The organism is Sphingomonas zeicaulis, assembly GCF_050433225.1.
GTDB classification, from domain to species: domain Bacteria; phylum Pseudomonadota; class Alphaproteobacteria; order Sphingomonadales; family Sphingomonadaceae; genus Sphingomonas_D; species Sphingomonas_D zeicaulis.
This window is the reverse complement of the sequence record NZ_JBNPXQ010000007.1, coordinates 89,960-114,433: the sequence shown is the minus strand read 5'-3', so window position 1 is coordinate 114,433 and position 24,474 is coordinate 89,960. Positions and strand designations below refer to the sequence as shown.

19 protein-coding genes are annotated in these 24,474 nt (G+C 68.3%); 7 read left to right on the top strand and 12 right to left on the bottom strand.

Annotation, left to right across the window (positions count from 1 at the left end):
* Positions 1–18 precede the first annotated feature (18 nt).
* From lysA to argH, 3 genes are all read right to left on the bottom strand, one after another.
* On the bottom strand, positions 19–1,284 hold the full coding sequence (lysA, locus tag FHS96_RS20815) for a diaminopimelate decarboxylase (RefSeq protein ID WP_429596241.1): 1,266 nt from the start codon (positions 1,282–1,284) through the stop codon (positions 19–21).
* A gap of 337 nt (positions 1,285–1,621) precedes the next feature.
* The gene (locus FHS96_RS20810) at positions 1,622–1,864 is read right to left on the bottom strand and encodes a hypothetical protein (protein ID WP_429596238.1); all 243 of its coding nucleotides are present in this window, start codon (positions 1,862–1,864) and stop codon (positions 1,622–1,624) included.
* Positions 1,865–1,876: 12 nt separating this feature from the next.
* A complete protein-coding gene (gene argH, locus FHS96_RS20805; protein WP_429596235.1) occupies positions 1,877–3,244 on the bottom strand; it encodes an argininosuccinate lyase in 1,368 nt (455 codons plus the stop codon).
* Between argH and FHS96_RS20800 the strand changes: the two genes are divergently transcribed.
* From FHS96_RS20800 to FHS96_RS20785, 4 genes are all read left to right on the top strand, one after another.
* A complete protein-coding gene (locus FHS96_RS20800; protein WP_429596232.1) occupies positions 3,243–3,863 on the top strand; it encodes a TlpA family protein disulfide reductase in 621 nt (206 codons plus the stop codon). The two genes, argH and FHS96_RS20800, sit on opposite strands and share 2 nt — an antisense overlap.
* A gap of 242 nt (positions 3,864–4,105) precedes the next feature.
* Positions 4,106–5,284 carry an alkaline phosphatase gene (locus FHS96_RS20795; protein WP_429596229.1) on the top strand — a complete coding sequence of 393 codons (1,179 nt, stop codon included), beginning with the start codon at positions 4,106–4,108 and terminating at the stop codon, positions 5,282–5,284.
* A gap of 143 nt (positions 5,285–5,427) precedes the next feature.
* Positions 5,428–6,273 carry a PhzF family phenazine biosynthesis protein gene (locus FHS96_RS20790; RefSeq protein WP_429596226.1) on the top strand — a complete coding sequence of 282 codons (846 nt, stop codon included), beginning with the start codon at positions 5,428–5,430 and terminating at the stop codon, positions 6,271–6,273.
* 56 nt (positions 6,274–6,329) lie between these two features.
* The gene (locus tag FHS96_RS20785) at positions 6,330–6,611 is read left to right on the top strand and encodes a DUF427 domain-containing protein (RefSeq protein ID WP_429596223.1); all 282 of its coding nucleotides are present in this window, start codon (positions 6,330–6,332) and stop codon (positions 6,609–6,611) included.
* Between the two features lie 48 nt (positions 6,612–6,659).
* Here the strand turns inward: FHS96_RS20785 and dapD are convergent, their stop codons facing one another.
* The gene (gene dapD / locus FHS96_RS20780) at positions 6,660–7,496 is read right to left on the bottom strand and encodes a 2,3,4,5-tetrahydropyridine-2,6-dicarboxylate N-succinyltransferase (protein WP_429596888.1); all 837 of its coding nucleotides are present in this window, start codon (positions 7,494–7,496) and stop codon (positions 6,660–6,662) included.
* A gap of 2 nt (positions 7,497–7,498) precedes the next feature.
* Positions 7,499–8,167, bottom strand: a complete 669-nt coding sequence (locus FHS96_RS20775) for a pyrimidine 5'-nucleotidase (protein ID WP_429596220.1) — start codon at positions 8,165–8,167, stop codon at positions 7,499–7,501.
* Positions 8,168–8,303: 136 nt separating this feature from the next.
* Here FHS96_RS20775 and FHS96_RS20770 point away from each other — a divergent pair, with 136 nt between their 5' ends.
* The gene (locus FHS96_RS20770) at positions 8,304–10,619 is read left to right on the top strand and encodes a S8 family peptidase (protein WP_429596217.1); all 2,316 of its coding nucleotides are present in this window, start codon (positions 8,304–8,306) and stop codon (positions 10,617–10,619) included.
* On the opposite strand, the gene FHS96_RS20765 is transcribed toward FHS96_RS20770, so the two are convergent.
* Positions 10,608–11,072: a hypothetical protein gene (locus FHS96_RS20765; protein ID WP_429596214.1), complete on the bottom strand. Its 465-nt coding sequence runs from the start codon at positions 11,070–11,072 to the stop codon at positions 10,608–10,610. The genes FHS96_RS20770 and FHS96_RS20765 overlap by 12 nt on opposite strands.
* Entirely contained in the window at positions 11,069–12,439 is a 1,371-nt protein-coding gene (locus FHS96_RS20760) for a glycosyl transferase family protein (protein WP_429596212.1), read from the bottom strand. Before FHS96_RS20760 ends, FHS96_RS20765 begins: the two co-directional genes overlap by 4 nt.
* Positions 12,440–12,580: 141 nt before the next feature.
* Between FHS96_RS20760 and FHS96_RS20755 the strand changes: the two genes are divergently transcribed.
* Positions 12,581–18,346 (top strand): alpha-2-macroglobulin family protein, encoded by a 5,766-nt coding sequence (locus FHS96_RS20755; RefSeq protein WP_429596209.1) that lies wholly within the window; start codon positions 12,581–12,583, stop codon positions 18,344–18,346.
* A gap of 263 nt (positions 18,347–18,609) precedes the next feature.
* Positions 18,610–20,646, top strand: a complete 2,037-nt coding sequence (gene pbpC / locus FHS96_RS20750; protein ID WP_429596885.1) for a penicillin-binding protein 1C — start codon at positions 18,610–18,612, stop codon at positions 20,644–20,646.
* On the opposite strand, the gene FHS96_RS20745 is transcribed toward pbpC, so the two are convergent.
* The 5 genes from FHS96_RS20745 to pyrE are packed head-to-tail and all read right to left on the bottom strand — an operon-like array spanning position 20,633 to position 24,438.
* The gene (locus FHS96_RS20745; protein WP_429596207.1) at positions 20,633–21,823 is read right to left on the bottom strand and encodes an AI-2E family transporter; all 1,191 of its coding nucleotides are present in this window, start codon (positions 21,821–21,823) and stop codon (positions 20,633–20,635) included. The two genes, pbpC and FHS96_RS20745, sit on opposite strands and share 14 nt — an antisense overlap.
* Positions 21,820–22,716: a signal peptidase I gene (gene lepB / locus FHS96_RS20740; protein ID WP_429596204.1), complete on the bottom strand. Its 897-nt coding sequence runs from the start codon at positions 22,714–22,716 to the stop codon at positions 21,820–21,822. The genes FHS96_RS20745 and lepB overlap by 4 nt, the downstream gene beginning before the upstream one ends.
* Complete coding sequence (gene acpS / locus FHS96_RS20735; protein ID WP_429596201.1) at positions 22,713–23,135, bottom strand: holo-ACP synthase; 423 nt, start codon at positions 23,133–23,135, stop codon at positions 22,713–22,715. Before acpS ends, lepB begins: the two co-directional genes overlap by 4 nt.
* Entirely contained in the window at positions 23,132–23,860 is a 729-nt protein-coding gene (locus tag FHS96_RS20730; protein WP_429596199.1) for a pyridoxine 5'-phosphate synthase, read from the bottom strand. The genes acpS and FHS96_RS20730 overlap by 4 nt, the downstream gene beginning before the upstream one ends.
* The gene (gene pyrE / locus FHS96_RS20725; protein ID WP_429596196.1) at positions 23,857–24,438 is read right to left on the bottom strand and encodes an orotate phosphoribosyltransferase; all 582 of its coding nucleotides are present in this window, start codon (positions 24,436–24,438) and stop codon (positions 23,857–23,859) included. The genes FHS96_RS20730 and pyrE overlap by 4 nt, the downstream gene beginning before the upstream one ends.
* Positions 24,439–24,474 lie beyond the last annotated feature (36 nt).

Sequence of the window (24,474 nt, the reverse complement as noted above, 5' to 3'; positions counted from 1 at the left end):
TGAGAGAAAAGCGTTTGATCACAACCAGTCGGGCAGCGTGTCCTGCTCGATCAACGCCTCCACCGGCGGCCGTTCGCGCACCACCGCCCAGCGATCGCCGGACACCAGTACCTCCGGCGTCAGCGGACGGCTGTTGTAGGTGCTCGCCATCGTTGCGCCATAGGCGCCGGCGGTGGCGAACAGGATCAGGTCGTCCGCCTCGACCGCGCCCATGTCGCGCTTGGTCGCGAAGGTGTCGCCGCTCTCGCAGACCGGGCCGACGACGGTGGCGGTCATCTCGCCCTCGCGCGGGGCGACCGAGCGGATGTCATGCCAGGCGTCGTAGAGGCTGGGACGCAGCAGGTCGTTCATCGCCGCGTCGACGATCACGAACGGGGTGGTAACGCCCGGCTTCACCCGGATCACCTTCGTCAGCAGCACGCCGGCATTGGCGACGATCAGCCGCCCCGGCTCGAACATCAGCCGCACGTTCCAGCCCTCGGTCGCGCGGCGGACCATCACGCCATAGGCCTCGGGGCTCGGCGGCGCGGGCAAAGCGGGATCATAGGGCACGCCGAGGCCGCCGCCGAGATCGGCGGTGACGATGTCATGCCCCGCTTCACGCAGCGCCGCGATCAGGCTGCCGACGCGGCCGAACGCGGCTTCCAGCGGGGCGAGGTCGGTCAACTGGCTGCCGATATGGACGGCGACGCCGCGCACCTGCAGCCCCGGCATCGCCCGCGCGCGATCATAGGCGGCGAGCGCGGTGTCATAGGGGATGCCGAACTTGTTCTCGGACTTGCCGGTGGAGATCTTGGCGTGGGTGCCGGCGTCGACATCCGGGTTGATCCGGTAGGCGACATGCGCGGTCTGCCCGCGCGCCGCGGCGACCGCGGACAGCATCTCGGCTTCCTGCTCGGATTCGAGGTTGAACTGGCCGATCCCCGCGTCAAGCGCGCGCGCCATCTCCACCGCGGTCTTGCCGACGCCCGAGAACACGATCTTCTCCGGCGCCACGCCGGCATGGAGCGCGCGCAGCAGCTCACCCTCGGACACGACGTCCGCACCCAGCCCGGCCTTCGCCAGGGTCGCGAGCACCGCGCCATTGGGATTGGCCTTCACCGCGAAGGCAACCAGCGGCGTGCCGTTGCCGCACCCGGCCACCGCCTCGCAGAACACGCGGGCATGCCGTTCGATCGTCGCGGTCGAATAGACATAGACCGGCGTCTGCACCGCCTCGGCGATGGCGGGGAGCGGAACCTGTTCGGCGTGCATCACGCCATCGATGAGGGTGAAATGATCCATGACGTTCGCGCCTTAGCGGATTGCTGCGGAATCGGGAGGAAAAACGCGTTGTCGTCGGGCAATGTCAGGTTGTGGTACCGTCGCGACTGGCGCGTGCTGCCATGCTGATGGCGAGCCAGTTACGGGAGGGTGGAAGGTGGTAAAGTCCTTCGACGCAAACGGTGAGCGTTTAGGTCACGCTACAACGGCAGCTGCGCGGCGTGTGAGGGTTGATAGCGCGGAACTGCGCTCTTTGACCAATTCCGTGCCGCTGCAAAGCCAGAGCGCTGCAGATTTTGTGCGGTCGATGCGGGACAGTGATCGCTACTGACGCGGTGATCGCCCCCGCCGTCACGCCTCAGCCTGGCGGGGGCAGGTCGAAGCGGTCGTCCTTGCGCTGTTCGGAACGGCGTAGGAGTTCGTCGCTGCGGGCGGGGCGGGACTGGGTGTCGGGGGTGACCAGTTCCTCGGCGGTCGCCGGGGTCGGGTCACCCGCGGCGGCCGGTGGCATCGATGCGCCGGGCGGCGGGGTCAGCGCTTCGCGGCTGCCGCAGGCGGCCAGCGCCAGCAGCACCACCGCTCCAAGGATCGCACGCTTCACCCGCTTACTCCCTCAATCCAGCGCGGCCTTCGCCTCGGCGATGCGCGCACGCACCTGATCCGGCGCGGTGCCGCCGAAGCTCGCCCGGCTGGCGACCGACGCATCCACCGTCAGTAGCGCATAGAGCCGCTCGTCGATACGCTCGTCGACCGCCTTCAGTTCGTCGAGCGAGAGGTCGGCGAGGCCGACGCCCTTCTCCTCAGCAAGCTTGACGATACGGCCGGTCACATGATGCGCCTCGCGGAAGGGCAGACCGGCATCGCGCACCAGCCAGTCGGCAAGGTCGGTCGCGGTCGAGAAGCCGGCCATTGCCGCGGTACGCATGCGATCGGTGTCGAAGTGCAACGTCTCGACCATGCCGGTCATCGCCGCGATCGAGAGACCGAGCAGGTCATGTGCCTCGAACACCGGCGGCTTGTCGTCCTGCATGTCCTTCGAATAGGCGAGCGGCAGGCCCTTCATCGTCACCGACAGCGCGGTCATGCAGCCCATGATCCGCCCGGCATGGCCGCGGACCAGCTCCGCCGCGTCGGGGTTGCGCTTCTGCGGCATGATCGAGGAACCGGTCGACCAGGCGTCGGACAGCTTGACGAAGCCGAAGGGCTGGCTCGCCCAGATGATCACTTCCTCGGCCAGCCGCGAGAGGTGGAGCGCGCACTGCGTCGCCGCCATCAGATAGTCGAGCGCGAAATCGCGGTCGCTGACCGAATCGAGCGAGTTGCGCGTCGGCCCGTCGAAGCCCAGCGCCGCCGCGGTCGCGTGACGGTCGATCGGATAGCCGGTGCCGGCGAGCGCGGCGCTGCCGAGCGGGCACAGGTTCATCCGCGCGCGGGCATCGGCGAAGCGGCTCCGATCGCGCGCGATCATCTCGAAATAGGCCATCAGATGATGGCCCAACGTCACCGGCTGCGCGACCTGAAGGTGGGTGAAGCCTGGCATCACGCTGGCGGCATGTTCCTCGGCGCGTGCGAGCAGCGCGGCCTGGAGGCCCTTCAGCCCGGCATCGACCATGTCGACGGCGTCGCGCACCCACAGGCGGAAATCGGTGGCGACCTGGTCGTTGCGGCTGCGCGCGGTGTGCAGGCGGCCGGCGGTCGGCCCGATCAGGTCGGCAAGGCGCGCTTCGGTCGCCATGTGGATGTCCTCGAGCGCGAGATCCACCGGCACGCCATTGGCGGCATAATCCTCGGCGATGCGGTCGAGACCGGCGCTGATCGCCTGCGCGTCCTCGGCGGCGACGATGGCCTGCGCACCCAGCATCGCGACATGCGCCTTCGATCCGGCGATGTCCTGCTGCCACATCCGCTTGTCGAAGGGGATAGAGGCGTTTATCTCGCGCATGACCGATGCCGGGCCTTCGGCAAAGCGCCCGCCCCACATGCTGTTGGAGCTTTCCTTGCGGCCGCTGATCGCCTTTCTCCCTCTGATGCTGCTGCCCGTGATCGCCGCGTGCGATAGGCAATCGAACGATGCGCCGCAAGCAGCGGCGAACAGTTCCAACGCCAGCGCTGAAGCGCCGGCGGGCGGCGGCCGCGAACTGGCGGGCACGCTCGACATCTCCAAGCGCGGGACGCCCGCCCCCACCGACGCCTTCACCGCGCCCGACGGCAAGACGGTGACGCTCGCCGACTTCAAGGGCAAGCCGGTGCTGGTCAACCTGTGGGCGACATGGTGCGGCCCCTGCGTCGCCGAGATGCCGACGCTCGACACGCTGGCGGAGCGCGCCGGGGACCGGATGACGGTGCTGACCGTCAGCCAGGACAGCAAGGGGCCCGAACTGATCGCGGACTTCTTCGCGCAGCGGAAGTTCAAGCACCTCCAGCCTTATCTCGATCAGAAAAGCGGGCTGGGCTTTGCCTTCGCCACGGGCATGCTGCCGACCACGGTGCTGTTCGATGCCGAGGGCAAGGAAGTGTGGCGCGTCGTCGGCGGGATGAACTGGGACGGTCCGCGCGCCAACACCCTGCTGGTCGACGTGCTGGACAAAAAGGCCGGCTAGGCGGCGTCCCCGCAGTGGGCGAGTGCGCGCATCATTGTTGAAATTCGCTATTGCTCCAAGGCTGTCACAAAAACGTAAATTGCGCTGCCTAGGTCGCCATCCCGACGGCGCCCGACCGTGGACGTCGCGACGAAGCCTGCTGCCCGGCGAACCTGCAGGAACTCGAAGACAATCAGGCGGGGTTGGGCGTGCACCTCATGCGGGCGCGCGGTGCTTCGCTATCCCCGACAAGGAGACAATGCATGAAGACGTTCGGGAACGGGAAAAAGCGATCGATCCTCGTCCACCTGATGATCGGTGTGCTTCTCGTCGGTGGCAGCGCATCCGCCGAGGCGAAGCCTGCAAAGGAAGCGAAACCCGCGCAACCGCCTTCGCCAGCCAAGAAGGCGCGCAACATCATCCTCTTCCTCGGCGACGCCGGCGGCCTGCCGACGATCAACGCCGCGGGCATTCTCACCAACAACCGCCCGCAGTCGCTGTTCCTCCACACCATGCCCTATATCGGCCTTTCCGACACCTCGTCGCTCAACCGCTGGGTAACGGACTCGGGCGCCGGGATGACCGCGATCATGACCGGCAGGAAGACCAACAATTCGATGGTTTCCGCCGTGCCGACGGGCACTGGCGACGAGGTGGCTCCGGTCAAGACCCTGCTCGAATATGCGGAGCAGCGCGGGCTTTCGACGGGCGTCGTCACCAACATGCCGATCTGGGACGCGACGCCGGCCGCCTGCTATGCGCATGTCGGTGCGCGCAAGGCCAAGGATGAGATCTTCCGCCAAATGCTCGCGCCGCGCTTCGGCAACGGTGTCGACATCCTGATCGGCAAGGGCCGCGCGGACGCGACGGCCGCCTTCGCCGGCCAGCAGACCACCGCCGAAAAGGCGTTCGCGGCTGCCGGCTATCGCTATGGCGAGGATCCCGCGCTGGTGCGCAAAGCCGGCCGCGCGGCGGTGCTGCGTGACGGCGATTATGAGCCGATCCCCGCGGTAGAGGCGACGATCGCCCAGCTCGCGCGCAATCCAAAAGGCTATTTCCTGATGGTCGAGTGGGACATGCACACCGACAATCCGGACGCGGGCCTGCGCCACGTCAAGGAAATGGACGACATGATCCGCCGCGTCCACGAGGTCGCCGGCGAGGATACGTTGATCCTGTTCACCGCCGATCACAGCTTCGGGCTGCGCATGGGCGGTGGCAAACGCGATACGCCGCTGGCGGATCAGTTCGCGGCCGAGGCGGCCAAGCCCGGCGTGACCGCGGCGGCCAACGCGGTGATCAGCGTCCAGGATGGCCATACCGGCGAGGAAGTGATCGTGGCGGCATCCGGCCCGGGCGCCGAGCAGGTGCACGGCTTCTTCGCCAATACGCATCTCTTCGACATCATGCTCCAGGCCTTCGGCTGGAAGCGCGAGGACTAACAGGGGGATGGGGTGGCAGGACCATCGCCTGCCATCCCATTTTTGTCGATATTGCCAGTACGGTTTGACGAAATCGTACTGAACTGTCTCTGTCATCGGAGCGGCAATGGCGCCATCCGACGGCTCGGTTGATGGAGGCAATGATGATCGACAGGCGCTACGGACTGCTGGACGTGTTCCATGACGGCCCTCTTTCGGGCAATCCGCTGGCTGTGGTCCACGCCGCCGAAGGCCTCGATACCCAGACGATGCAGCGCATGGCGCGCTGGTTCAACCTGTCCGAAACGACCTTCCTGCTGCCGCCGACCGAGGCAGGCGCCGATTATCGCGTGCGGATCTTCACGCTGGAACGGGAACTGCCCTTCGCGGGCCACCCGACGCTGGGCACCTGCCATGCTTGGCTGGAAGCGGGCGGGGTGCCGCGCGAGGCGGGGCGGATCGTCCAGCAGTGCGACGCCGGGCTGATCCCGATCCGGCAGGATGACGACCGCCTCGCCTTCGCCGCGCCGCCACTGCTGCGTGCGGGCGCGGTCGATGCCGCGGCGTTCGCCCAGGTGGTCGAGGTGCTGCGCATCGATCCGGCCGAGATCGTGGAGTGCCGCTGGGCGGACAACGGGCCGGGCTGGATCGGCGTGATGCTGAAATCGGCCGAGGCGGTGCTCGCGGTCGAGCCGTTGCGCTATCATGACGACCATATCGATATCGGATTGGTCGGTCCGCACGCCACCGGATCGGACATCGCCTGGGAGATCCGCACGATCTTCAGCGATGCGAACCACACGCTCATCGAGGATCCGGTAACCGGCAGCTTCAATGCCGCCGTCGCGATGTGGCTGCGCGAAACCGGGCGGACGGATGGCGCCTATGTTGCCGCGCAGGGTACGCGGCTCGGGCGCCGTGGCCGCGTGTTCGTCGACTATGAGGGCGATACCGCGTGGATCGGCGGCCGTGTGCGGACGATGGTGGCGGGCACGATCGACGCCGGCTGACCTCTGGCATTCCGTGCCCGCCTCCCCATCTCGGTTCCGAACGCTAGGAGTCGATCATGGTGAAGGCAGTGTGGAACGGCGCGACGATCGCCGAGTCGAACGAAACCATCGTCGTCGAGGGCAATCATTATTTCCCGCGAGAGGCGGTGAACGCTGCGCTGCTGGTGCCCAGCGGCACGACCAGCGTCTGTCCGTGGAAGGGCACGGCGAGCTATTACAGCCTGGTCGTCGACGGCGCCGAGAACCGCGATGCGGCCTGGTATTATCCGGAAACCAAGCCGGCCGCCGACGAGATTCGGGACCGGATCGCGTTCTGGAAGGGCGTCGAGGTAGGCTGAGGCCGGAATTCCCTTCCCCGAGCGTTGCTCGGGGAAGGGAATTTATCGTCAATCCCGCAGCAGCTCGTTGATGCCGGTCTTCGCGCGGGTCTGCGCGTCGACGCGCTTCACGATCACCGCGCAGGACAGCGCCGGGCCTGGCGTCCCGTCCGGCAGCGGCTTGCCGGGCAAGGTGCCGGGGACGACCACCGAATAGGCCGGCACCCGGCCGACGAAGATCTCGCCGGTGGTGCGGTCGATGATCTTGCTGGTGGACGAGATAAAAACGCCCATCGACAGCACAGCACCACGCTCGACGATCACGCCCTCGACCACTTCGGAACGGGCGCCGATGAAGCAGTCATCCTCGATCACCACCGGATTGGCCTGCAGCGGCTCGAGCACGCCGCCGATGCCGACGCCACCCGAAAGATGGACGTTGCGGCCGATCTGCGCGCAGCTTCCCACGGTCGCCCAGGTGTCGACCATCGATCCCTCGCCGACATAGGCGCCGATGTTGACGAAGCTCGGCATCAGCACGACGCCCTTCGCGATGTGCGCGCCGCGGCGGACGAAGCTGCCGGGCACCGCGCGGAAGCCGGCGTCGCGGAACCGGTTCTCGTCCCAGCCGTCGAACTTCAGCGGCACCTTGTCCCACCAGTTCGCGCCACCCGGGCCGGGCATTACCGCATTGTCGTTGAGGCGGAAGCTCAGCAGCACCGCCTTCTTCAGCCACTGGTTGACCACCCAGCCATCGGCACCGGGCTCGGCCACTCGCTTCTCACCCGAATCGAGCAGCGCCAGCGCGTCCTCGACCGCCTCGCGCACCGCGCCGGTGGTGGTGAAGCCCAGCGTATCGCGGGCTTCCCACGCGGCTTCGATCGTCGATTGCAGGTCGGTCGTCATCGTCATTCGTCCCCCAGGATCTCATCCAGCCAGGCGCCGATATCGGCGGTTTCGAAATCGATAAAATCATGCGCATGGTCGACGTCCCCCATTTCGGAGCCGTTGTTGACCCATACGGTGGTCATCCCCAGCGCCTTGGCGGGGCGCAGGTTGCGCGCCATGTCTTCCGCGAACAGAGCGGTCGTCGGATCGACGTTCAGCGCCGCCACCATCGTCCGGTAGCTCTCCGGATTGGGCTTCGGCTGGTAGGCGCAGGCGTGGATGTCGTGGATCGCTTCGAACGATTCGCCCAGACCCAGGCGTTGCAGCACGCGCTGGGCATAGGACACGTCGCCATTGGTGAAGACGAGCTTGCGGCCGGGCAGCCGCGCCACCGCGCGCACCAGCCTGCGATCTTCGGCCAGCGCGTCCATCTCGATGTCATGGACATAGTCGAGGAATTCGTACGGATCGACATGATGCGCGGACATCAGCCCGGATAATGTGGTGCCGTGGTTGCGGAAATACTCCTTCTGCACCCGCCGCGCCTCGACCGGATCGAGATCGAGCAGCCGCGCGACGAATGCGGTCATGCGCAGGTCGATCAACCCGAACAGGTCCGCGGACGCCGGATAGAGCGTGTTGTCCAGATCGAAGATCCAGGTGCGGATATGGGCAAGTTCGGGCGGCATGATGGGGGTGCGCTTAGCGCCGGAGGGCCGCTACGTCCATTGTGGCGCAAAGCGCTTTCGCCGCCGGTGCGGCAGGTCTAGGCTTCGTCGGGGCCAAATGGTGGAGCGTACGGCCTCGTACCCGGGGGGTATCGTCATGTCCGGTCCAGCCTTGCGTCGCCTCGTCCTTCTTTCGCTTGCGGCCGTGCTGGTCGATGGCTGCGGTGGCGGAGGTGGTGGCGTGGGCAGCACGCCGGCCCCGGTGCCGACGCCTACACCGACCCCGACACCCACGCCGACCCCCGCTCCCACCCCCACGCCGACCCCGGCCAACCCCTTCAACACCGCGGAATATCGCGCCTCGCGCGGGCTGGTCCTCGCCAACGCAATTCCCGCCTACCAGGCGGGCGCGACCGGGCGCGGTGTCCTCGCCGGCGTGATCGACAGCGGCATCGACATCGACAGCCCCGAATTCGCCGGCCGGATCAGCCCGCTGTCGCGCGACACCGCGGGCAACGCCTCGATCCAGGATGTCGGCGGCCATGGCACGGCGGTGTCGACGGTGCTGGCAGCCGCGAAGAATGACAGCCAGGTCCATGGCGTGGCGTTCGATGCGACCCTGCTCGTGCTGCGCACCGATGAGCCGGGAAGCTGCGCCGCCGACGATCCCAGCAATCCCGACGATGGCTGCATGCACCCCGACCCCGCCATCGCGCGCGCGCTCGACGTGGCGACAGGCGCAGGCGCGCGTGTCGTCAACATCTCCTTGGGCGGGGGCGCTGCCGCGCCGGTGCTGCAACAGGCGATCGCGCGGGCGACCGCGGCGGGGGTGGTCATCGTGTTTTCGGCGGGGAATGACAGCGCCGACCAGGTCGATCCGCTGGCGCGCGTCGCGCTCGATCCGGCGCTGGCGCGCGGGCTGATCATCGTCGCGGGGTCGACCAACGCGGCCGGCACCATCTCCGACTTCAGCAACCGCGCTGGCAGCGCGCAGAACGTCTACGTCACCGCCCTGGGCGAGCGCGTGCAGGCGAATGACGAAAGCGGCCAGACCTTCCTTTGGAACGGCACCTCCTTCTCCGCACCGCACGTCGCCGGGGCGATCGCGCTGCTCGCCCAGGCCTTCCCCACGATGACGGGCCAGCAACTCGTCGAACTGCTGCTCAGCACCGCACGCGATGCCGGCGCGGCGGGAGTCGATCCTGTTTATGGCCGCGGCCTGCTCGACATTGGCCGTGCCTTCCAGCCGCAGGGCCAGACCGCGCTCGCCGGTAGCGCGGTGCCGGTGTCGCTCGATCCGAGCGTGACCTTGTCCAGCGCGATGGGCGATGCCGGGCAGGGCGGCGAGAGCCTGCAGGCGGTCGTCCTCGACAAATATGCGCGCGCGTTCGGGATGCGATTTTCGCCGACGATCCGCGGTGCAACCCCACGCACTGCGCTCGTCTCCGCACTGCAGGCGACGGGGCGCAGTGCAGCCATAGGCGCCGGCGGCACCACGCTGGCGCTGACCATCGCGCCGGGGCGCGACGGCGTGGCGGTCGAGCGGCTGCTGCTGAGCGGGGACGAGGCACGGCAGGCGCGCGCCATGGCCGGCAGCGTCGCGACCCGGCTCGGAGCCTCCACCGAAATGCGCTTCGCGATCGCGCAGGGTGCCAATGCGCTGGTCGTGGCGATGGCCGGGCGCGGCAGCCCGCCCTTCCTCGTCGCCCGCGACGCAACGGGCGATGCCGGGTTCGAGCAGCGCAGCGACAGCGCCTTCGCGCTCCGCCACCGGATCGGCCGCTTCGGCCTGACCGTCGCGGCCGAACGCGGCGATGCGCTGGTCTACAGCCGCGAAGGGATCGACGCACTGCGCAACCGTTTTCGCCGCTATGGCTATAGCTCGACCTCGGTCACGCTCGACCGGCGGCTGGGGGGGCTTGCGCTCAGCCTCGGCGCGACGCGGATGATCGAGGCGGAGACGGTGATCGGCGCGCGCTTCGATGCGCTGTTCGGTGCGCGGGCAGGGCGGAGCTGGTTCGTCGATGGCGGCGCCCGCTGGCAGGGCGGTGACGGCTGGAGCTTGGGCGCCTCCTATCGGCGCGGCTGGACGCAGGTGCCGCGCGCCGGCGCGCTGGTGGATGGCGCGGTGCTCCGAACCACCGCCTTTTCCGTCGATGCAGCCAAGCGCGGGCTGTTCGGCGGCGGCGACGCGATCGCCTTCCGCTTCGCGCAGCCGCTGCGGGTCTCCGATGGCGGACTGATGCTCAGCCTGCCGTCGGGTTATGATTATGCGACGGGCGTCACCGGCTATGCCGTGCAGCGCGTCAACCTGGCGCCAAACGGCCGCGAGTTCGACTATGAGCTGCGATACGATCGGCCGCTGGGGCGGGGCCGGATCGGCGCCAACCTGTTCCTGCGCAGCGATCCCGGCAATTATGCGGTGCTGGCCGACGACATCGGCGCAGCGTTGCGCTTCACATTAGGCTTCTGACAGGGTCGGCGCGATCGTATTGAGCGCCATCACGACCGGCGCGGGGGTGACGAGCGCCGGCTGCGGATCGGTCGTCGGCACGGGGTCAGGCATCGGCAGCTGCGGCGGGCCACCATAGCTGGCGATCAGCAGCAAGGCTTCGGGATTCACGCTTCCCTGTTCGGCAGGTGCCGCTTTGACGGGCGTTTCGACCGACGACGCGGGCTCCGTCAGCACCGCGGGAACGATCGTGGCAGGCGCCACCGGTTCCGCCATCGCGAGTTGTACCGCCGGCTTCGGCTCGGCAACGACTGCCGGCACCTTGGGCGGGTCGAGCGCGACCAATTCGGTCGCGCCGCGCCGCGCGGGATCGACCACGCCTTCTTCCCACATTAGCGCGGTGGCGCGCGCGCCCGTCCACAGCGCCATCACGGCGACGAGGAAGCGGACGGGCGGGGCGGCGAAGGCGCTCATAGCGGCGCGCTGATATCCGGAAAGGCGTGCGCCGTCTTGTCCCATCGTGGCGATGTGCCGCGTTTGATCGCGAGATAGCGGCCGAGCGCGCGCCACGCCGAGAGAATGGCGATCAGATTGGCGACCGCGGCGCGCGGGATCGAGATCAGCCCCTCTCGCCAGCCATGCGCATGGCCCACGAACAGCCCGCGCATCAGCATCCGCCAGATCAGCAGCGCGGCGTTGATGTTGATCAACAGCGCCAGCCCCGGGCCGATCTCGCCATAAGGCTTTCCGGCGGCGGTTCCGGCGAGCACGGTGCCGGTCGCGAGGAAGGCGGCGGCATAGCCGACCGCGATGGTGATGGCGGCAAGCAGCGCGCGCCGGTCCCGCATGCGCATCCAGCTTTCGGCGAGACTGTCCGTCCAGCCCAGCCGCTCCCACCCGAGCAGCGCGATCCCCGTCACCCAGCGTGCTTTCTGGCGTACCGCGGCCTCCAGCGTCGCTGGGAAATAGGCGCGGGTGGCGATGAGGCTGCCGTCGGCGCCGCGCAGCCGTGCGAAAGTGCCGCGACCGCCCAGTGCGCTGATGCGCAGGCCAAGCTCATAATCCTCGGTCAGGCTGTCGGCATCGAAAGGCCCTTCATGACGGCCATCGGCGATCCGCTCCAGCATGCCGCGTTCGAACGCGCAGCCGACACCGGCGGCTGGCACCGCCGCGCCTAGCTGTTCGCGCACGACAAGCTGCTTGCCATGCGCTTCGGCAAACTCGTCGAGATAATGGCCGGAGACCCAGCGCGATCCCGGCACCGCTAGCGGCAGCACCGGGATCTGCACCATCGCATGGGTCTCGATCAGCCGGTCGAACAGCCGCAACTCCTGGGGATGGACGACGTCCTCGGCGTCATGGAGGATGATCGCTTTGGCCCGCTCGCCCCGGGCGGCCTCGTCGGCGAGGAGCGCCGCCCATACGCCGTTGAGGCAGTCCGCCTTGGTCGTTGGCCCCTCGCGGCGGTGGACGACGGGGCAGACCCGCGGGTCGCGCGCGGCGACGGCCTCAACCGCCTCCAGCGTTTCGGGGTCGTTGGGATAGCAGCCGACATAGATACGATAATCGGGATGCTCGAAGCGGGCGAGTGCCGCGCGCAGCATCTGGCCGATCACCGCCGCCTCGTCCCACGCGGGGACGAACACCGCAAGCCAGCCGGTCCGGTCCGGGGCGGTGAGTGTCGGTACGGCGGGAGCACCGCCCAGACGCCGCCAGCCGGCGCGGCCGAGCCACAGCAGGTCCACGGCGAGGTCGTCGAGGCCGCCGATCAGGAAGGCGATGGCCGCGAACAGCGCCAATTCGTGCGCAATTACGCCCGCCAGTTCCAGCGCCGCATCCAATCGACGATTCCCCCCGTACCTCTCTGCAGTTTTCATCCAAAATGGATCAACCGCAAGTCACATTAGCCTGGGTTAATTCGGACTGGACTTAAGTGGCGGGGAAGGTTCAGTTACCGTCCCAGAGGCGGCGAGGGGAGTTGCATGCGCAAGGGGTTTGTTGCGCTGGCTGCGGCGGTGTTGTTCGGCGCAGTTTTGGGGCCAATCGTTGCGGTAGGCGACAGTGCGCCGCAGGTGGTGCTCGCCACCCCCGGCATGGGCGGCGGCGCCGTCGAACGCTACACCGTCCGCTTCTCCGAACCGATGGTGCCGCTGGGCGATCCGCGCGCGCAAACCCCCTGGAAGGTCGATTGCCCCGTCGGCGGCACCGGCCGCTGGGTCGATACGACCACGTATGTCCATGAATTCGAAAAGCCGCTGCCCGGCGGGCTGACCTGCAAGTTCGAACTGCGCCAGGGTTTGATGAGCGCCAAGGGCATCGAAGTTGCCGGCGCGCGCAGCTTCTCCGTCGACACCGGCGGCCCCTCCGCGCGCGCGATCCTGCCTGGCCGCTATGACGGGCGGATCGAAGAGGATGGCCAGATCTTCCTCGTCGCAGCAAATGTGCCGGCCGATCGCGCCTCGGTAGCCGGCGATGCCTATTGCTCGGTCGACGGCATCGGCGAGAAGATCGCGGTGGATGTGCTCGACCCGTCCGCGGCGGACAAGATCCTGACCGGCCTCGGCAAGAACAATTACACGCTCGACAATTTCCTGAGCACCGCCGGTCTCCCCCAGCCGGTGCCAACCGATGCGAAGGTGCGTGCCGACGCGTTGAAGACCATCACCGCGCTCAAATGCCGCCGGCCGTTGCCGCCGGGGCGTGACATGGCTTTGGTCTGGGGCGCCGGCATCAGCAGCGCCGACGGCCGTACCGCAGGCGCCGACCAGCGCTTCGATTTTACCGTCCGCAAGGCGTTCGAGGCGAGCTTCAGTTGCTCGCGGGTCAACCCGCAGGCGGGCTGCAACCCCGTGCTCAAGGCCAGTGTGCAATTTACTGCACCGATCCCGATCGCGCAGGCGAAGGCGATCCGCATCGAGGCGGGCGGCAAGACATTGGCCGCCAGGATCGACGATGACGACAAGAATCGCGCGCACATCACCAGCGTCAGCTTCGCGGCGCCGCTGCCGGCCGGCACCACCGGCAAGCTGATCCTGCCCGACGGCGTGAAGGACGAAAGCGGCCGCCCGCTCTCCAACGCGCAGCGCTTCCCGCTCGACGTGCGCTTCGATGTCGCGCCGCCGCTGGTGAAGTTCGCGGCGCCCTTCGGCATCATCGAGGCGAAGGAAGGCGGCACGCTGCCCGTCACCGTCCGCAACGTCGAGCCCGAGCTGCAGGGCCGCAGCCAGCCGATCGCCGGCAAGATGCTGGAGGCGGATTCGACCTCCGATGCGGCGATCGCCAAATGGTTGCGCGAGATCGAGACTGCCGGCGCCAATGATTTCCGCGAGGAGAAGCGCGGCGGCGAGGATGTGACGGTCAATTATACCGGCACCCGCTCGATCCTCAGCGGAACCGCCGCTGGCAAGCCGATGTCGGTGCCGCTGCCCGGCAAGGGCAAGGATTTCGAGGTCGTCGGCATCCCGCTGAAAGCTCCCGGCTTCTACGTGGTCGAACTCGCCAGCCCGACGCTCGGCGAATCGCTGCTGGGTCGCAAGGCGACGCGCTATGTGGCGGCGGGCGCGCTCGTCACCAACATGAGCGTCCATTTCAAATGGGGCCGCGGTGCCTCGCTCGCCTGGGTGACCGCGCTCGATAGCGGCAAGCCGGTGGCGGGCGCCGATGTGCGCGTGTCCGACAGCTGCACCGGCCGGCTGATCGCGCGCGGCGCCAGCGATGCGCTGGGGCGCGTGCTGATCAAGGGCGGCCTGCCCGAGCCCGAAACCTATGGCGATTGCAAATCGACGTCGCCCGACGCTCCCCACCCGCTGATGGTCTCTGCCCGCAAGGCGGGCGACTTCAGCTTCACATTGACCGAATGGGGCGAGGGCATCCGGCCCTATGATTTCGACCTGCCCTATGGCTGGTCCAAGCCCGACGACATCGTCCACACCATCTTCGACCGCACCTTGCTGCGCGCCGGCGAGACGGTGAACATGAAGCATATCCTGCGTCGGCCGATCGCGACCGGCTTCGGCTATGCCGAGCCGATCGATGGCACCTTGCGGCTGGTCCATCGCGGCTCGGACACCCAGTTCGAAATGCCGCTGAAGATCGCCGCGGACGGCATCGGCGAATCGCGCTGGTCCGCGCCCGAGGGCGCGCCGATGGGCGATTACGACCTGCAGATCATCGTCGGCGAACGCACGATCTACACCGACCAGTCGATCAAGCTGGACGAGTTCCGCCTGCCGACGATGCGCGCGACCGTCACCGGCCCCAAGGATCCGCAGGTCCGCCCCAAGCGCGTGCCGCTGGACCTGTTCGTCGGCTATCTGTCGGGCGGCGGGGCCGCATCCCTGCCGGTGCGCATCCGCACGGCCTTCACCGCTGACGATCTGGCACCCTCCGGCTATGAGGGCTGGAGTTTCGGTGGCCGGCTGCTGGAGGAAGGCACCAAGCCGCTCGACGGCGAGGGCGAGGAGATTGCCCCGCCGCTGCCGCCCGCGCAGACATTGCCGGTCACACTCGACGCGCAGGGCACCGCGCGCACCGCGATCGACATCCCCACCACGATCACCGGCGGCGCCCGGATGGTGGTCGAGATGGATTATGAGGATGCCAATGGCGAGGTGCTGACCGCATCGCGAAGCGTGCCGATCCATGCCAGCGGCGTGCAACTCGGCATGAAGGGCGATGGCTGGCTGATGAAGCAGGACGATATGCGCCTGCGCTTCGTCGCCCTCGGGCTGGACGGCAAGCCGATCCGCGGCCAACGCATCCGCGTCGACCTCTACAGCCGCGAGATATTGACCGCGCGGCGCCGGCTGATCGGCGGCTTCTACGCTTATGACAATCAGGCGAAGGTCACCAAGCTCGGCGTCGAATGCACCGCGATCACCGACAGCCAGGGGCTTGCGACCTGCGCGGTCGACCCCGGCGTGTCGGGCGAGGTCTATGCCGTAGCCACCACCGAGGATGCGGACGGCAATGTCGCTCATGCCACCCGCTCGCTGTGGCTGGCCGGTGACGATGACTGGTGGTTCGGCGGCGACAATGGCGACCGCATGGATCTCGTCGCCGAACAGCCCGAATACAAGGCGGGCGAGACCGCGAAATTCCAGGTCCGCATGCCCTTCCGTGAGGCGACCGCGCTGGTGACGGTGGAGCGGGAGGGCGTGCTTTCCAGCTTCGTCACCCGCCTGTCCGGCAAGGATCCGGTGGTCGAGGTGGAGATGCCGGGCGCCTATGCGCCTGAGGTCTATGTCTCGGTGATGGCGGTGCGCGGCCGGGTCGGCGGGTTTCGCCTGTGGCTGTCCGATCTCGCGCGGCGCTGGGGGCTGCCCTTCGTCTCGCGCGACGTCGCCAACCCGACTGCGCTCGTCGACCTTGCCAAGCCGAGCTACCGGCTGGGCATGGCCAAGGTGAAGGTGGGCTGGGAAGGCCATCGCCTCGCCGTGGCGGTAAAGGCCGACAAGAAGAGCTATGCGGTGCGCGAGACCGCGCATGTCGCGGTCGAGGTGAAGGGGCCCGACGGCAAGGCGCCTAAATCCGCCGAGATCGCCTTCGCCGCGGTCGACGAGGCGCTGCTCCAGCTTCAGCCTAACGAAAGCTGGAAGCTGATCGAGGCGATGATGGTCCAGCGGCCGGTGGCCGTGCTGACCTCGACCGGACAGACGCAGGTCGTCGGCAAACGGCATTATGGCAAGAAAGCGGTCGAGGCCGGCGGCGGCGGTGGCGGTGATCTTTCCGCGCTCAATCGCGAGGATTTCCGCCCGGTTCTGCTATGGCGCGGGCGCGTACCGCTGGATGCGGCGGGCCGCGCCCAGGTCGATGTGCCGCTGTCCGACGCGCTGAGTTCGTTCAAGCTGGTGGCTATCGCCAATAGCGGCGCCGGGCTGTTCGGCACCGGCGAACTGGCGGTGCGGACGACACAGGATCTCCAGATCCTCTCGGGCATCCCGCCGCTGGTGCGCACCGGCGACCAGTTCGGTGCCACCTTCACGCTGCGCAACACCACCGACAAGCCGATGACGGTGACCGCGACGGTCGGGGTCAATCCGTCGGTCGCCAAGGGACGTCCGCTGACGGTGACGATCCCTGCCGGCAAGGCCGAACCGGTGACCTGGCACCTGACTGCGCCCGCAAATATCGATCGCCTTAACTGGACGGTCGAGGCGAAGGCGGAGAGCGGCGCAGCGGACCGGATCACCGTGGCGCAGGATGTGATCCCGGCGGTGCCGGTGGAAACCTGGGCGGGCACATTGGTGCGCGTCGGCGCTGCGAACTTCCCGGTGGCGCCACCGGCCGGTGCTTTGCCGGGCACCGGCGTGGTCGACATCAAGCTCAGCGCCACATTGGCGCCGCCGCTTGAAGGCGTGCGCGCCTATATGGCCGCCTATCCCTACGGCTGCTTCGAACAGCAATTGTCGCGCGCGGTGGCGCTCGACGATCCGGGGGCATGGACGCGGCTGTCGGGCGAGATCCCGGCCTATCTCGATGAGGAAGGGCTGCTGCGCTACTGGCCGTCGCCGAGCATCCAGGGATCGGAGGCGCTGACCGCCTATGTCCTGTCGATCACCGCCGAATCGGGCTGGTCCATCCCGGACGGCGCCCGCGGCAAGATGATCGAGGCGATGAAGGCGGTGGTCGAGGGTCGGCTGCGGCGCGACACCGCCTATGCCGGTGACCAGCGCCTGCTGCGCGTCGCGGCGCTCGCCGCACTCGCGCGCAACGGTGCGGCCGATCCGGCAATGTTCGGCCAGCTCGGCCTTGCGGCCGCCGACATGCCGACCGCGTTGCTCGCCGACTGGATGGTCGCGATCGACAAGACGCCGGGCCTCGCCAATGCGCAGGCGCTGCGCCTGCAGGCCGAGAAGGTGCTGCGCACGCGGCTGGTCTACGAAGGATCGCGGGTCGATCTGGTCGATGCTGGCAACGCGCCGTGGTGGATGATGGTCACCGGCGACGAATCGGTGCTGCGCGCGCTGCTCGCGGTGCTCGGCCGGCCGGGCTGGGAGGATGATGTGCCCAAGCTGATGGTCGGCGCGGCACTGCGCCAGAGCCGCGGCCATTGGGATACCACGCCGGCCAACGCCTGGGGTTCGGTCACCGCGCGCCGCTTCGGCAGCATCTACCCGGCGAGCGCGATCACCGGCGTGACGATGGCGCGCTTCGGCAGCGAGACGCGCCAGCGCGAATGGCCGCAGGCCGCGGATGCCGCTCCGCTGCGCTTCCCGCTGCCGGCGGCGAAGGTGCCGCTGGTGCTGACCCAGCAGGGTGGTGCCGGGCCTTGGGCGATGGTGCAGGTGAAGGCGGCGGTGCCGCTGCTCCAGCCGCTCTATGCGGGCTATCGGATGACCAAGCAGGTCAGCGTGCTCGAACAGAAGGTGCCGGGCAGGCTGACCCGCGGCGACGTGCTCAAGGTGCGCATCACCGTCGAATCGACCGCCGACCGGCAATGGGTCGTGGTCAATGATCCGATCCCAGGCGGCGCCACCATCGTTGGTACGCTCGGTGGCCAGTCGCAATTGCTGGCCGAGGCGGCATCGGGCGGGGAGGGCGTGCAGCCCAGCTATGTCGAGCGCGGGCGCGATTCGTGGCGCGGCTATTTCGAATGGGTGCCGCGCGGCACGTTCACCGTCGAATATACCGTGCGGCTGAACGGCGTCGGCCGCTTCAACCTGCCGCCGACGCGGGTGGAGGCGATGTATTCGCCCGACATCCGCGCGCAGGTGCCCAACGGCCAGATCGCGGTGGCGCTGCGGTGAGTGAAAACAAATCTCCTCCCCGAGCTCCGCTCGGGGAGGAGAACCGTCGAACGCAGGTTGATGGTGGAGGGGCCGGCGCTGAGTCGGTCGATCCCAATGCGGTAGGCGCGAATGTTTCGGCACCGCCCCCTCCACCACCGGCTTTGCCGGTGGTTCCCCTCCCCGAGCGGAGCGCGGGGAGGAAAATCAGGCTCCGCACCCACCTCCTCTGGGCGTTGACGATCACCGTCGCGCTCTCAGCCGCGATCCTCCACTGGTTCACCATGCCACCGCCCTTGCCGGCCTACCGTGACGTCAAAGCGGCGTGGCGCCCCAGTGAATCTTGGCTCTATGACCGCAACGGCCGGCTGATCGACGCCGAGCGCGTGGACTTCGCTGCGCGGCGCCTTGCGTGGACGCCGCTCGACAAGATCGCGCCCGTCGTCTCCGACACCCTGATCGCTTCGGAGGATCGCCGCTTCCGCAGCCATGGTGGCGTCGACTGGCTGGCCTTTGCGGGCTCGGTCCGTGATCGGCTCCGCGGCCAGCGCGCCCGCGGCGCCTCGACCCTCTCGATGCAGCTTGCCGCCTGGCTCTCGCCCGATATCGGCGCGCCGGGCGCACGCGACTGGCGGGACAAGCTGCGCCAGATGCGCACGGCGCAGGCGCTGGAAGATCGGTGGAGCAAGGATGAGATCCTCGAAGCCTATCTCAACCTCGCCGGGTTTCGCGGCGAGGCGCAGGGCATCGGCGCCGCTGCGCTGACCTTGTTCGGCAAGACCCCCGACGCGCTCAGCCGCTCGGATGCGGCGCTGCTGACGGCGCTGCTGCCCGATCCACGCGCTGACCAGGCGACGGTCACCCGCCGCGCCTGCGCGATTGCGCCAGAGCTGGGTTGCGAGGGGCTGCGCATCGCCGCAGGTTCGATGCTGTCTCCAGCGCGGCGGCTGGCGCTCGACCCGGGACTGGCGCCGCATCTCGCCGTGCGCCTGCTCGACAAGCCGGGCCTCAAGGTCACGACCACGCTCGACGCCGCGGTCCAGCGAGTCGCAGCCACGGCGCTGCGCCGGCAGCTGCAGGGGCTCGGCAGCGCGCGGGTGCGGGACGGCGCGGTGGTGGTGGTCGACAATGCAACCGGCGACGTGCTGGCCTATGTCGGCGGGGTGGGGGGCGAATCGACCGCCGCGTCGGTGGACGGTGCCAATGCCTATCGCCAGGCCGGCTCGACATTGAAGCCGTTCCTCTACGCGCAGGCGATCGAGAAGGGCTATCTCACGCCCGCATCGATTCTCGACGATTCGCCGGTCCAGCTCGACACCGCCTCGGGCCTCTACGTGCCGCAGAACTATGATCGTGCCTTCAAGGGCCCAGTCTCGGTGCGCAGCGCGCTTGCGGGGTCGCTCAACGTGCCCGCGGTGCGGACATTGGTGCTGACCGGGGTCGAATCGTTCCGCGACCGGTTGTGGGATTCGGGCTATCGCGGGCTCACCGAGGACGGCAAATATTATGGCTTTTCGCTGGCGCTGGGCTCGGCGGAGGTCACATTGCTCGAACAGGCGGCGGCCTATCGCATGCTGGCGCTGGGCGGCCGCTATGCGCCGCTGCGCATTCGCAGCGAGGATCCCGAGGGCAGCGCGCGGCCGGTGACGACCCCGCAGGCGGCATGGATCGTCGCGGACATGCTCGCCGATCCAAATGCGCGTGCGCAGACCTTCGGGCTGGACAGCGCGCTGCGCCTGCCCTTCTGGGCGGCGGTGAAGACGGGCACGTCGAAGGCGATGCGTGACAATTGGTGCGTGGGCTTCTCGGATCGCTACACCGTCGCGGTCTGGATCGGCAATCTGGAGGGCGATCCGATGCGCGCGGTCTCGGGCACGAGCGGCGCCGCGCCGGTGTGGCGCGATGTGATGCGCGCGCTCCACGCCGACCGTCCCTCGCGTGCACCGACGATGCCCGATGGCGTCGAGATGCGCGCGGTGCGCTTCGCCGATGGCATCGAGCCGCCGCGCCGCGACTATTTTCTCGCCGGCACTGGGCAGAGCCTGCAGGCGGTGGCGCCTCCGGAGGCGCGGCGCCCGCGCATCGCCAACCCCGCCGCCGGCGCGGTCTATGCCCTCGATCCCGATATCCCCGTCGGCCGCCAGCGCATCGCGATCCGTGTCACCGGGATGGCGACGGGCCATCGGCTGATGCTCGACAATCAAGATGTCGGCCCCGCCAGCGCAGCACCGCAGATCCTGGCAGGGCCCGGGGTGCATCGGGTGAGGCTGGTCGATCTCGACGGCAAGGTCGTGGATCAGGTGCTCTTCACGATGCGGTGATCGCGGGCTTCGCGCCGCGACGGCCGAACCATGTCGGCCACCGCCGCCGCGGTGGCGCTTCCGCCGAAGCCTCCGCCGCGGCTTCCGCATCCGCCTGTGCCGCCGCGTCGCGCTCGGTCGCCTTGCGCGCATTTTCTTCCGAGCTGCGCTCCAGCGCGACCTTGATCATCGCCACGATCGGGTCGGCAAGCGCCAGCCCCAATATGCCGAACAGCGCGCCGAAAAGGAGCTGTGCGCCCAGCACCAGCGCGGGGGCGAGGTCCACCGTGCGCTTCGCGACCATCGGCACGATCAGATAGGCGTCCACCGACTGGACGAAGATGTAGACGAACAACGCCCACAGCCCGGTTTCCCAGCCCGCCGAGAAGCCGACCAGAACCATCAGCACGCCGGACATGATCGCGCCGATATTGGGCAGGAACACCAGCAACCCGGTTAGGATGCCGAGCAACGCCGCCATGGGCACGCCCCACCAGGCGAGCAGCGCCCAGGTTGCGGTGCCTTCCACGAACATGCCGATCAGCCGGCCGAACATCAGCCGGCGCATCGTGTGGCCCATCCGCGCCGAGGTGATGTAGAATTGCTTGCGCTGCGAGATAGGCAGCATCCAGGCGACGCCGCGCTCGTAGAGCCGTGGCTCGGTCGCCACGAAGATGCCAATGACGATGATCATCGCGATCGACGAGATCGCGCCCAGCGCGCTGCCGACGGCCGAGGTCAGCCGCCCGAGCGAGCCGAGCAACTGCCGCCCGATCTCGTCGATGCCGCCCTGGCCGCGGCTGATGAGGCCGCTGGCCGCCGCCCAGTCGGTGATCCGGTCGAACTGGTGCGCGACCACCACACGCAGCGTCTCCGCCTGCGCGGCGAGCTGGGTGCCGGCGAAATAGAAGGTCCAGAGGATGAAGGCGAGGCCGGAGAGCGTGACCAGCGCCAGTCGCCAGGGGCGGGCGATCGGCAGCACGCGGCCCAGCAGGCGGGTACCGCCATCGAGCAATGCGGCGAAGACGAGACCGCCGACGATCAGCAGGAGCGGCTGGGCGAGGAAGGCGATCAGCACGATCGCCAAGGCAAGGCCCAGCCAGACGGAGGCGCGCTTGAGTTCCCGGCGGACGACCGGATCGTGGAGTTCCGCTGGTCCCGGCGCCTCGTGATGCTCGGCGTCGGGACCGTCGGTCATTTCTTCGGGGCCTCGTCCGGATGCAGCCCTGTTCCGGCACGGCCGGAACGGAAGGCGGTGAACCAGCTCAACGGGTTCCACCACTCCGACGTTCCATCGAGCGAGAAGGTGATGAATTCGGCGCGGCCGCCGATATTCTCGATCGGCAGCGGACCGCCGAGCCCGCGCTGCTCGATGGGCACGCGGCTGTCGGCGGACATGTCGCGATTGTCGCCCATCAGGAAGACATGGCCGGCCGGTACGGTCAGCGGCGCCATCTCGTCGGTCGGGCGCCAGCCAAGGTCGATCGTGTCGTAGCTGCGGCCGTTGGGCAGCGTCTCGCGGACGATCGGCAGCTCGCAATAGGCCTTGCCGTCGGCGCCGGTGACCTGCAGCCCGGGCCAATAGTCGGGCTCGCACGGCACGTTGGAATCGACGGGGAGCATCAGCGGCTTCTTCTGCTCGCGCTTCACCGGCACGCCGTTGAGGATCACCGTGCCGCCGCGCATCTCGATGCGGTCGCCGGGCAGGCCGATGACGCGCTTGATATAATCCTCGTTCTGGTCGGTCGGCTTGACGATCACGATATCGCCGCGCTCGGGCACGCTGCCGAACAGCCTGCCCTTGATGAAGGGCAGGACGTGGAAGGTCGGCGAGACATAGGACCAGCCATAGGGATATTTGCTCACCACCAGCCGGTCACCCTGGATGAGGATCGGCATCATCGACGGCGAAGGGATGTAGAACGGCTTGGCGACCAGGCTGTGGAAGGCGAGGACGGCCAGGATCAGCAGCACGATGCCGCGCAGTTCGGCGCCCCAATCGGTCTTCTGCTTGGCCTTTTTCGCCGACGGCTCGGCAGCGGGGGGAGTGGCGGACGCATCCGCGGCATGATTGGCGTCGGCGTCGCTCACGCCTGGAACTCCTGCGAAGAGACGGGGATCGCCTCGATGATGACGAAGGCCTGCGCCCAGGGATGGTCGTCGGTCATCGTCAGATGCACATGGGCGGCGTGGCCCGCCGGGGTCAGCGCGTCAAGCCTCGCCTGCGCGCCGCCGGTCAGCTTCAGCGTCGGCGCGCCGGACGGCAGGTTGACCACGCCGATGTCGCGCAAGAATACGCCCTGCGAAAAGCCGGTGCCGACCGCCTTCGAAAACGCCTCCTTGGCGGCGAAGCGCTTGGCATAGGTGCCAGCACGGGTCAGCGGCCGCCGAGCGGCCTTGGCGCGCTCGAGATCGGTGAACACGCGGTTCTCGAATCGCTCGCCGAACCGGTCGAGCGAGTTCTGGATCCGCTCGATGTTGCACAGGTCCGAACCGAGACCGATGATCATCGCGCCGCGTCCATCGCGTCGCGCATCCGTGCGATGCTGGCGTGGAGGCCGTCGAAGATCGCCTCGCCGATCAGAAAGTGGCCGATGTTGAGCTCGGCGATCTGGGGGATCGCGGCGATCGGCCCGACATTGTCATAGGTGAGGCCGTGGCCGGCATGTGGCTCGATGCCGTTCTTCACGGCAAGCGCGGCGCCATCGGCGATGCGGCGCAGCTCGGCGACCGCGGCCTCGCCCGTCGCATGGGCATAGGCGCCGGTGTGGAATTCGACGACGGGGGCGCCGAGGCGCAGCGCCGCGTCGATCTGGCGATTGCTCGCTTCGATGAACAGGCTGACGCGGATGCCGGCGGCGGTCAGCGCGTCGACGATCGGGCACAGATGATCGAACTGCCCGGCAGCGTCGAGGCCGCCCTCCGTGGTGCGTTCCTCGCGTCGTTCGGGCACGATGCAGGCTGCGTGCGGCCGATGGCGCAGCGCGATCTCCAGCATCTCGGGTGTCGCCGCCATCTCCAGGTTCAGCGGCAGACTGATCCCATCCATCAGGCGATGGATATCATCGTCGGTGATGTGGCGGCGGTCCTCGCGCAGATGCGCGGTGATGCCGTCGGCGCCCGCCTCGGCGGCGAGCAGTGCGGCCTTCACCGGATCGGGATGGCCGCCGCCGCGCGCGTTGCGGATGGTCGCGACATGGTCGATATTGACGCCAAGCCGCAGTTTTCCGGTCATGCGGCGCGGCTCCCCGGCTTCATCGCGGGGATTTCCGCCAGCTCGGGCGGCAGCTCGGCGGGATCGTAGGTCGGGATCGACAGCGTCAGCAGCGGGAAGAAGGGCACGCCGAGATCTGCCTTGCCTGCCGAGCGGTCGACCAGCGCGCCGGCTGCGATCGTCTCGCCACCAGCCGCCTCGATCGACTTGATCGCCTCGCGCGAGCTGAGGCCGGTCGTTACGACGTCTTCCATCATGAACACCTTCTGGCCTGGCTTCAGCCGGAAGCCGCGGCGCAGTTCGAACACGCCTTCGGGCCGTTCGAGGAAGATCGCCTCGACGCCCAGCGCGCGGCCCATCTCGTGCCCGCAGATCACTCCGCCCATCGCCGGCGAGACGACGATATCGATCGCCGTCCTGATATCGCGCGGGATCCGCGCGACCAGCGCGGAGGCGAGGCGGCTGGCGCGCATCGGTTCCATCAGCACGCGCGCGCATTGCAGATAACGGGCGCTGCGCAGGCCCGACGAAAGGATGAAATGGCCCTCGAGCAGCGCATCCGCCGCCCTGAACTCAGCCATGATCTCTTCGTCGGTCATTCCATCGCCCTTCACTTTTGCCCGCGTCGCCAGATA

Excerpts from the sequence above, each read along its gene's own strand:
- lysA (WP_429596241.1), bottom strand. The coding sequence starts at position 1,284 with ATGGATCATTTCACCCTCATCGATGGCGTGATGCACGCCGAACAGGTT.
- FHS96_RS20800 (WP_429596232.1), top strand. The coding sequence starts at position 3,243 with ATGCTGTTGGAGCTTTCCTTGCGGCCGCTGATCGCCTTTCTCCCTCTG.
- argH (WP_429596235.1), bottom strand. The coding sequence starts at position 3,244 with ATGTGGGGCGGGCGCTTTGCCGAAGGCCCGGCATCGGTCATGCGCGAG.
- FHS96_RS20795 (WP_429596229.1), top strand. The coding sequence starts at position 4,106 with ATGAAGACGTTCGGGAACGGGAAAAAGCGATCGATCCTCGTCCACCTG.
- FHS96_RS20790 (WP_429596226.1), top strand. The coding sequence starts at position 5,428 with ATGATCGACAGGCGCTACGGACTGCTGGACGTGTTCCATGACGGCCCT.
- FHS96_RS20785 (WP_429596223.1), top strand. The coding sequence starts at position 6,330 with ATGGTGAAGGCAGTGTGGAACGGCGCGACGATCGCCGAGTCGAACGAA.
- dapD (WP_429596888.1), bottom strand. The coding sequence starts at position 7,496 with ATGACGACCGACCTGCAATCGACGATCGAAGCCGCGTGGGAAGCCCGC.
- FHS96_RS20775 (WP_429596220.1), bottom strand. The coding sequence starts at position 8,167 with ATGCCGCCCGAACTTGCCCATATCCGCACCTGGATCTTCGATCTGGAC.
- FHS96_RS20770 (WP_429596217.1), top strand. The coding sequence starts at position 8,304 with ATGTCCGGTCCAGCCTTGCGTCGCCTCGTCCTTCTTTCGCTTGCGGCC.
- FHS96_RS20765 (WP_429596214.1), bottom strand. The coding sequence starts at position 11,072 with ATGAGCGCCTTCGCCGCCCCGCCCGTCCGCTTCCTCGTCGCCGTGATG.
- FHS96_RS20755 (WP_429596209.1), top strand. The coding sequence starts at position 12,581 with ATGCGCAAGGGGTTTGTTGCGCTGGCTGCGGCGGTGTTGTTCGGCGCA.
- pbpC (WP_429596885.1), top strand. The coding sequence starts at position 18,610 with ATGCCACCGCCCTTGCCGGCCTACCGTGACGTCAAAGCGGCGTGGCGC.
- FHS96_RS20745 (WP_429596207.1), bottom strand. The coding sequence starts at position 21,823 with ATGACCGACGGTCCCGACGCCGAGCATCACGAGGCGCCGGGACCAGCG.
- acpS (WP_429596201.1), bottom strand. The coding sequence starts at position 23,135 with ATGATCATCGGTCTCGGTTCGGACCTGTGCAACATCGAGCGGATCCAG.
- FHS96_RS20730 (WP_429596199.1), bottom strand. The coding sequence starts at position 23,860 with ATGACCGGAAAACTGCGGCTTGGCGTCAATATCGACCATGTCGCGACC.
- pyrE (WP_429596196.1), bottom strand. The coding sequence starts at position 24,438 with ATGACCGACGAAGAGATCATGGCTGAGTTCAGGGCGGCGGATGCGCTG.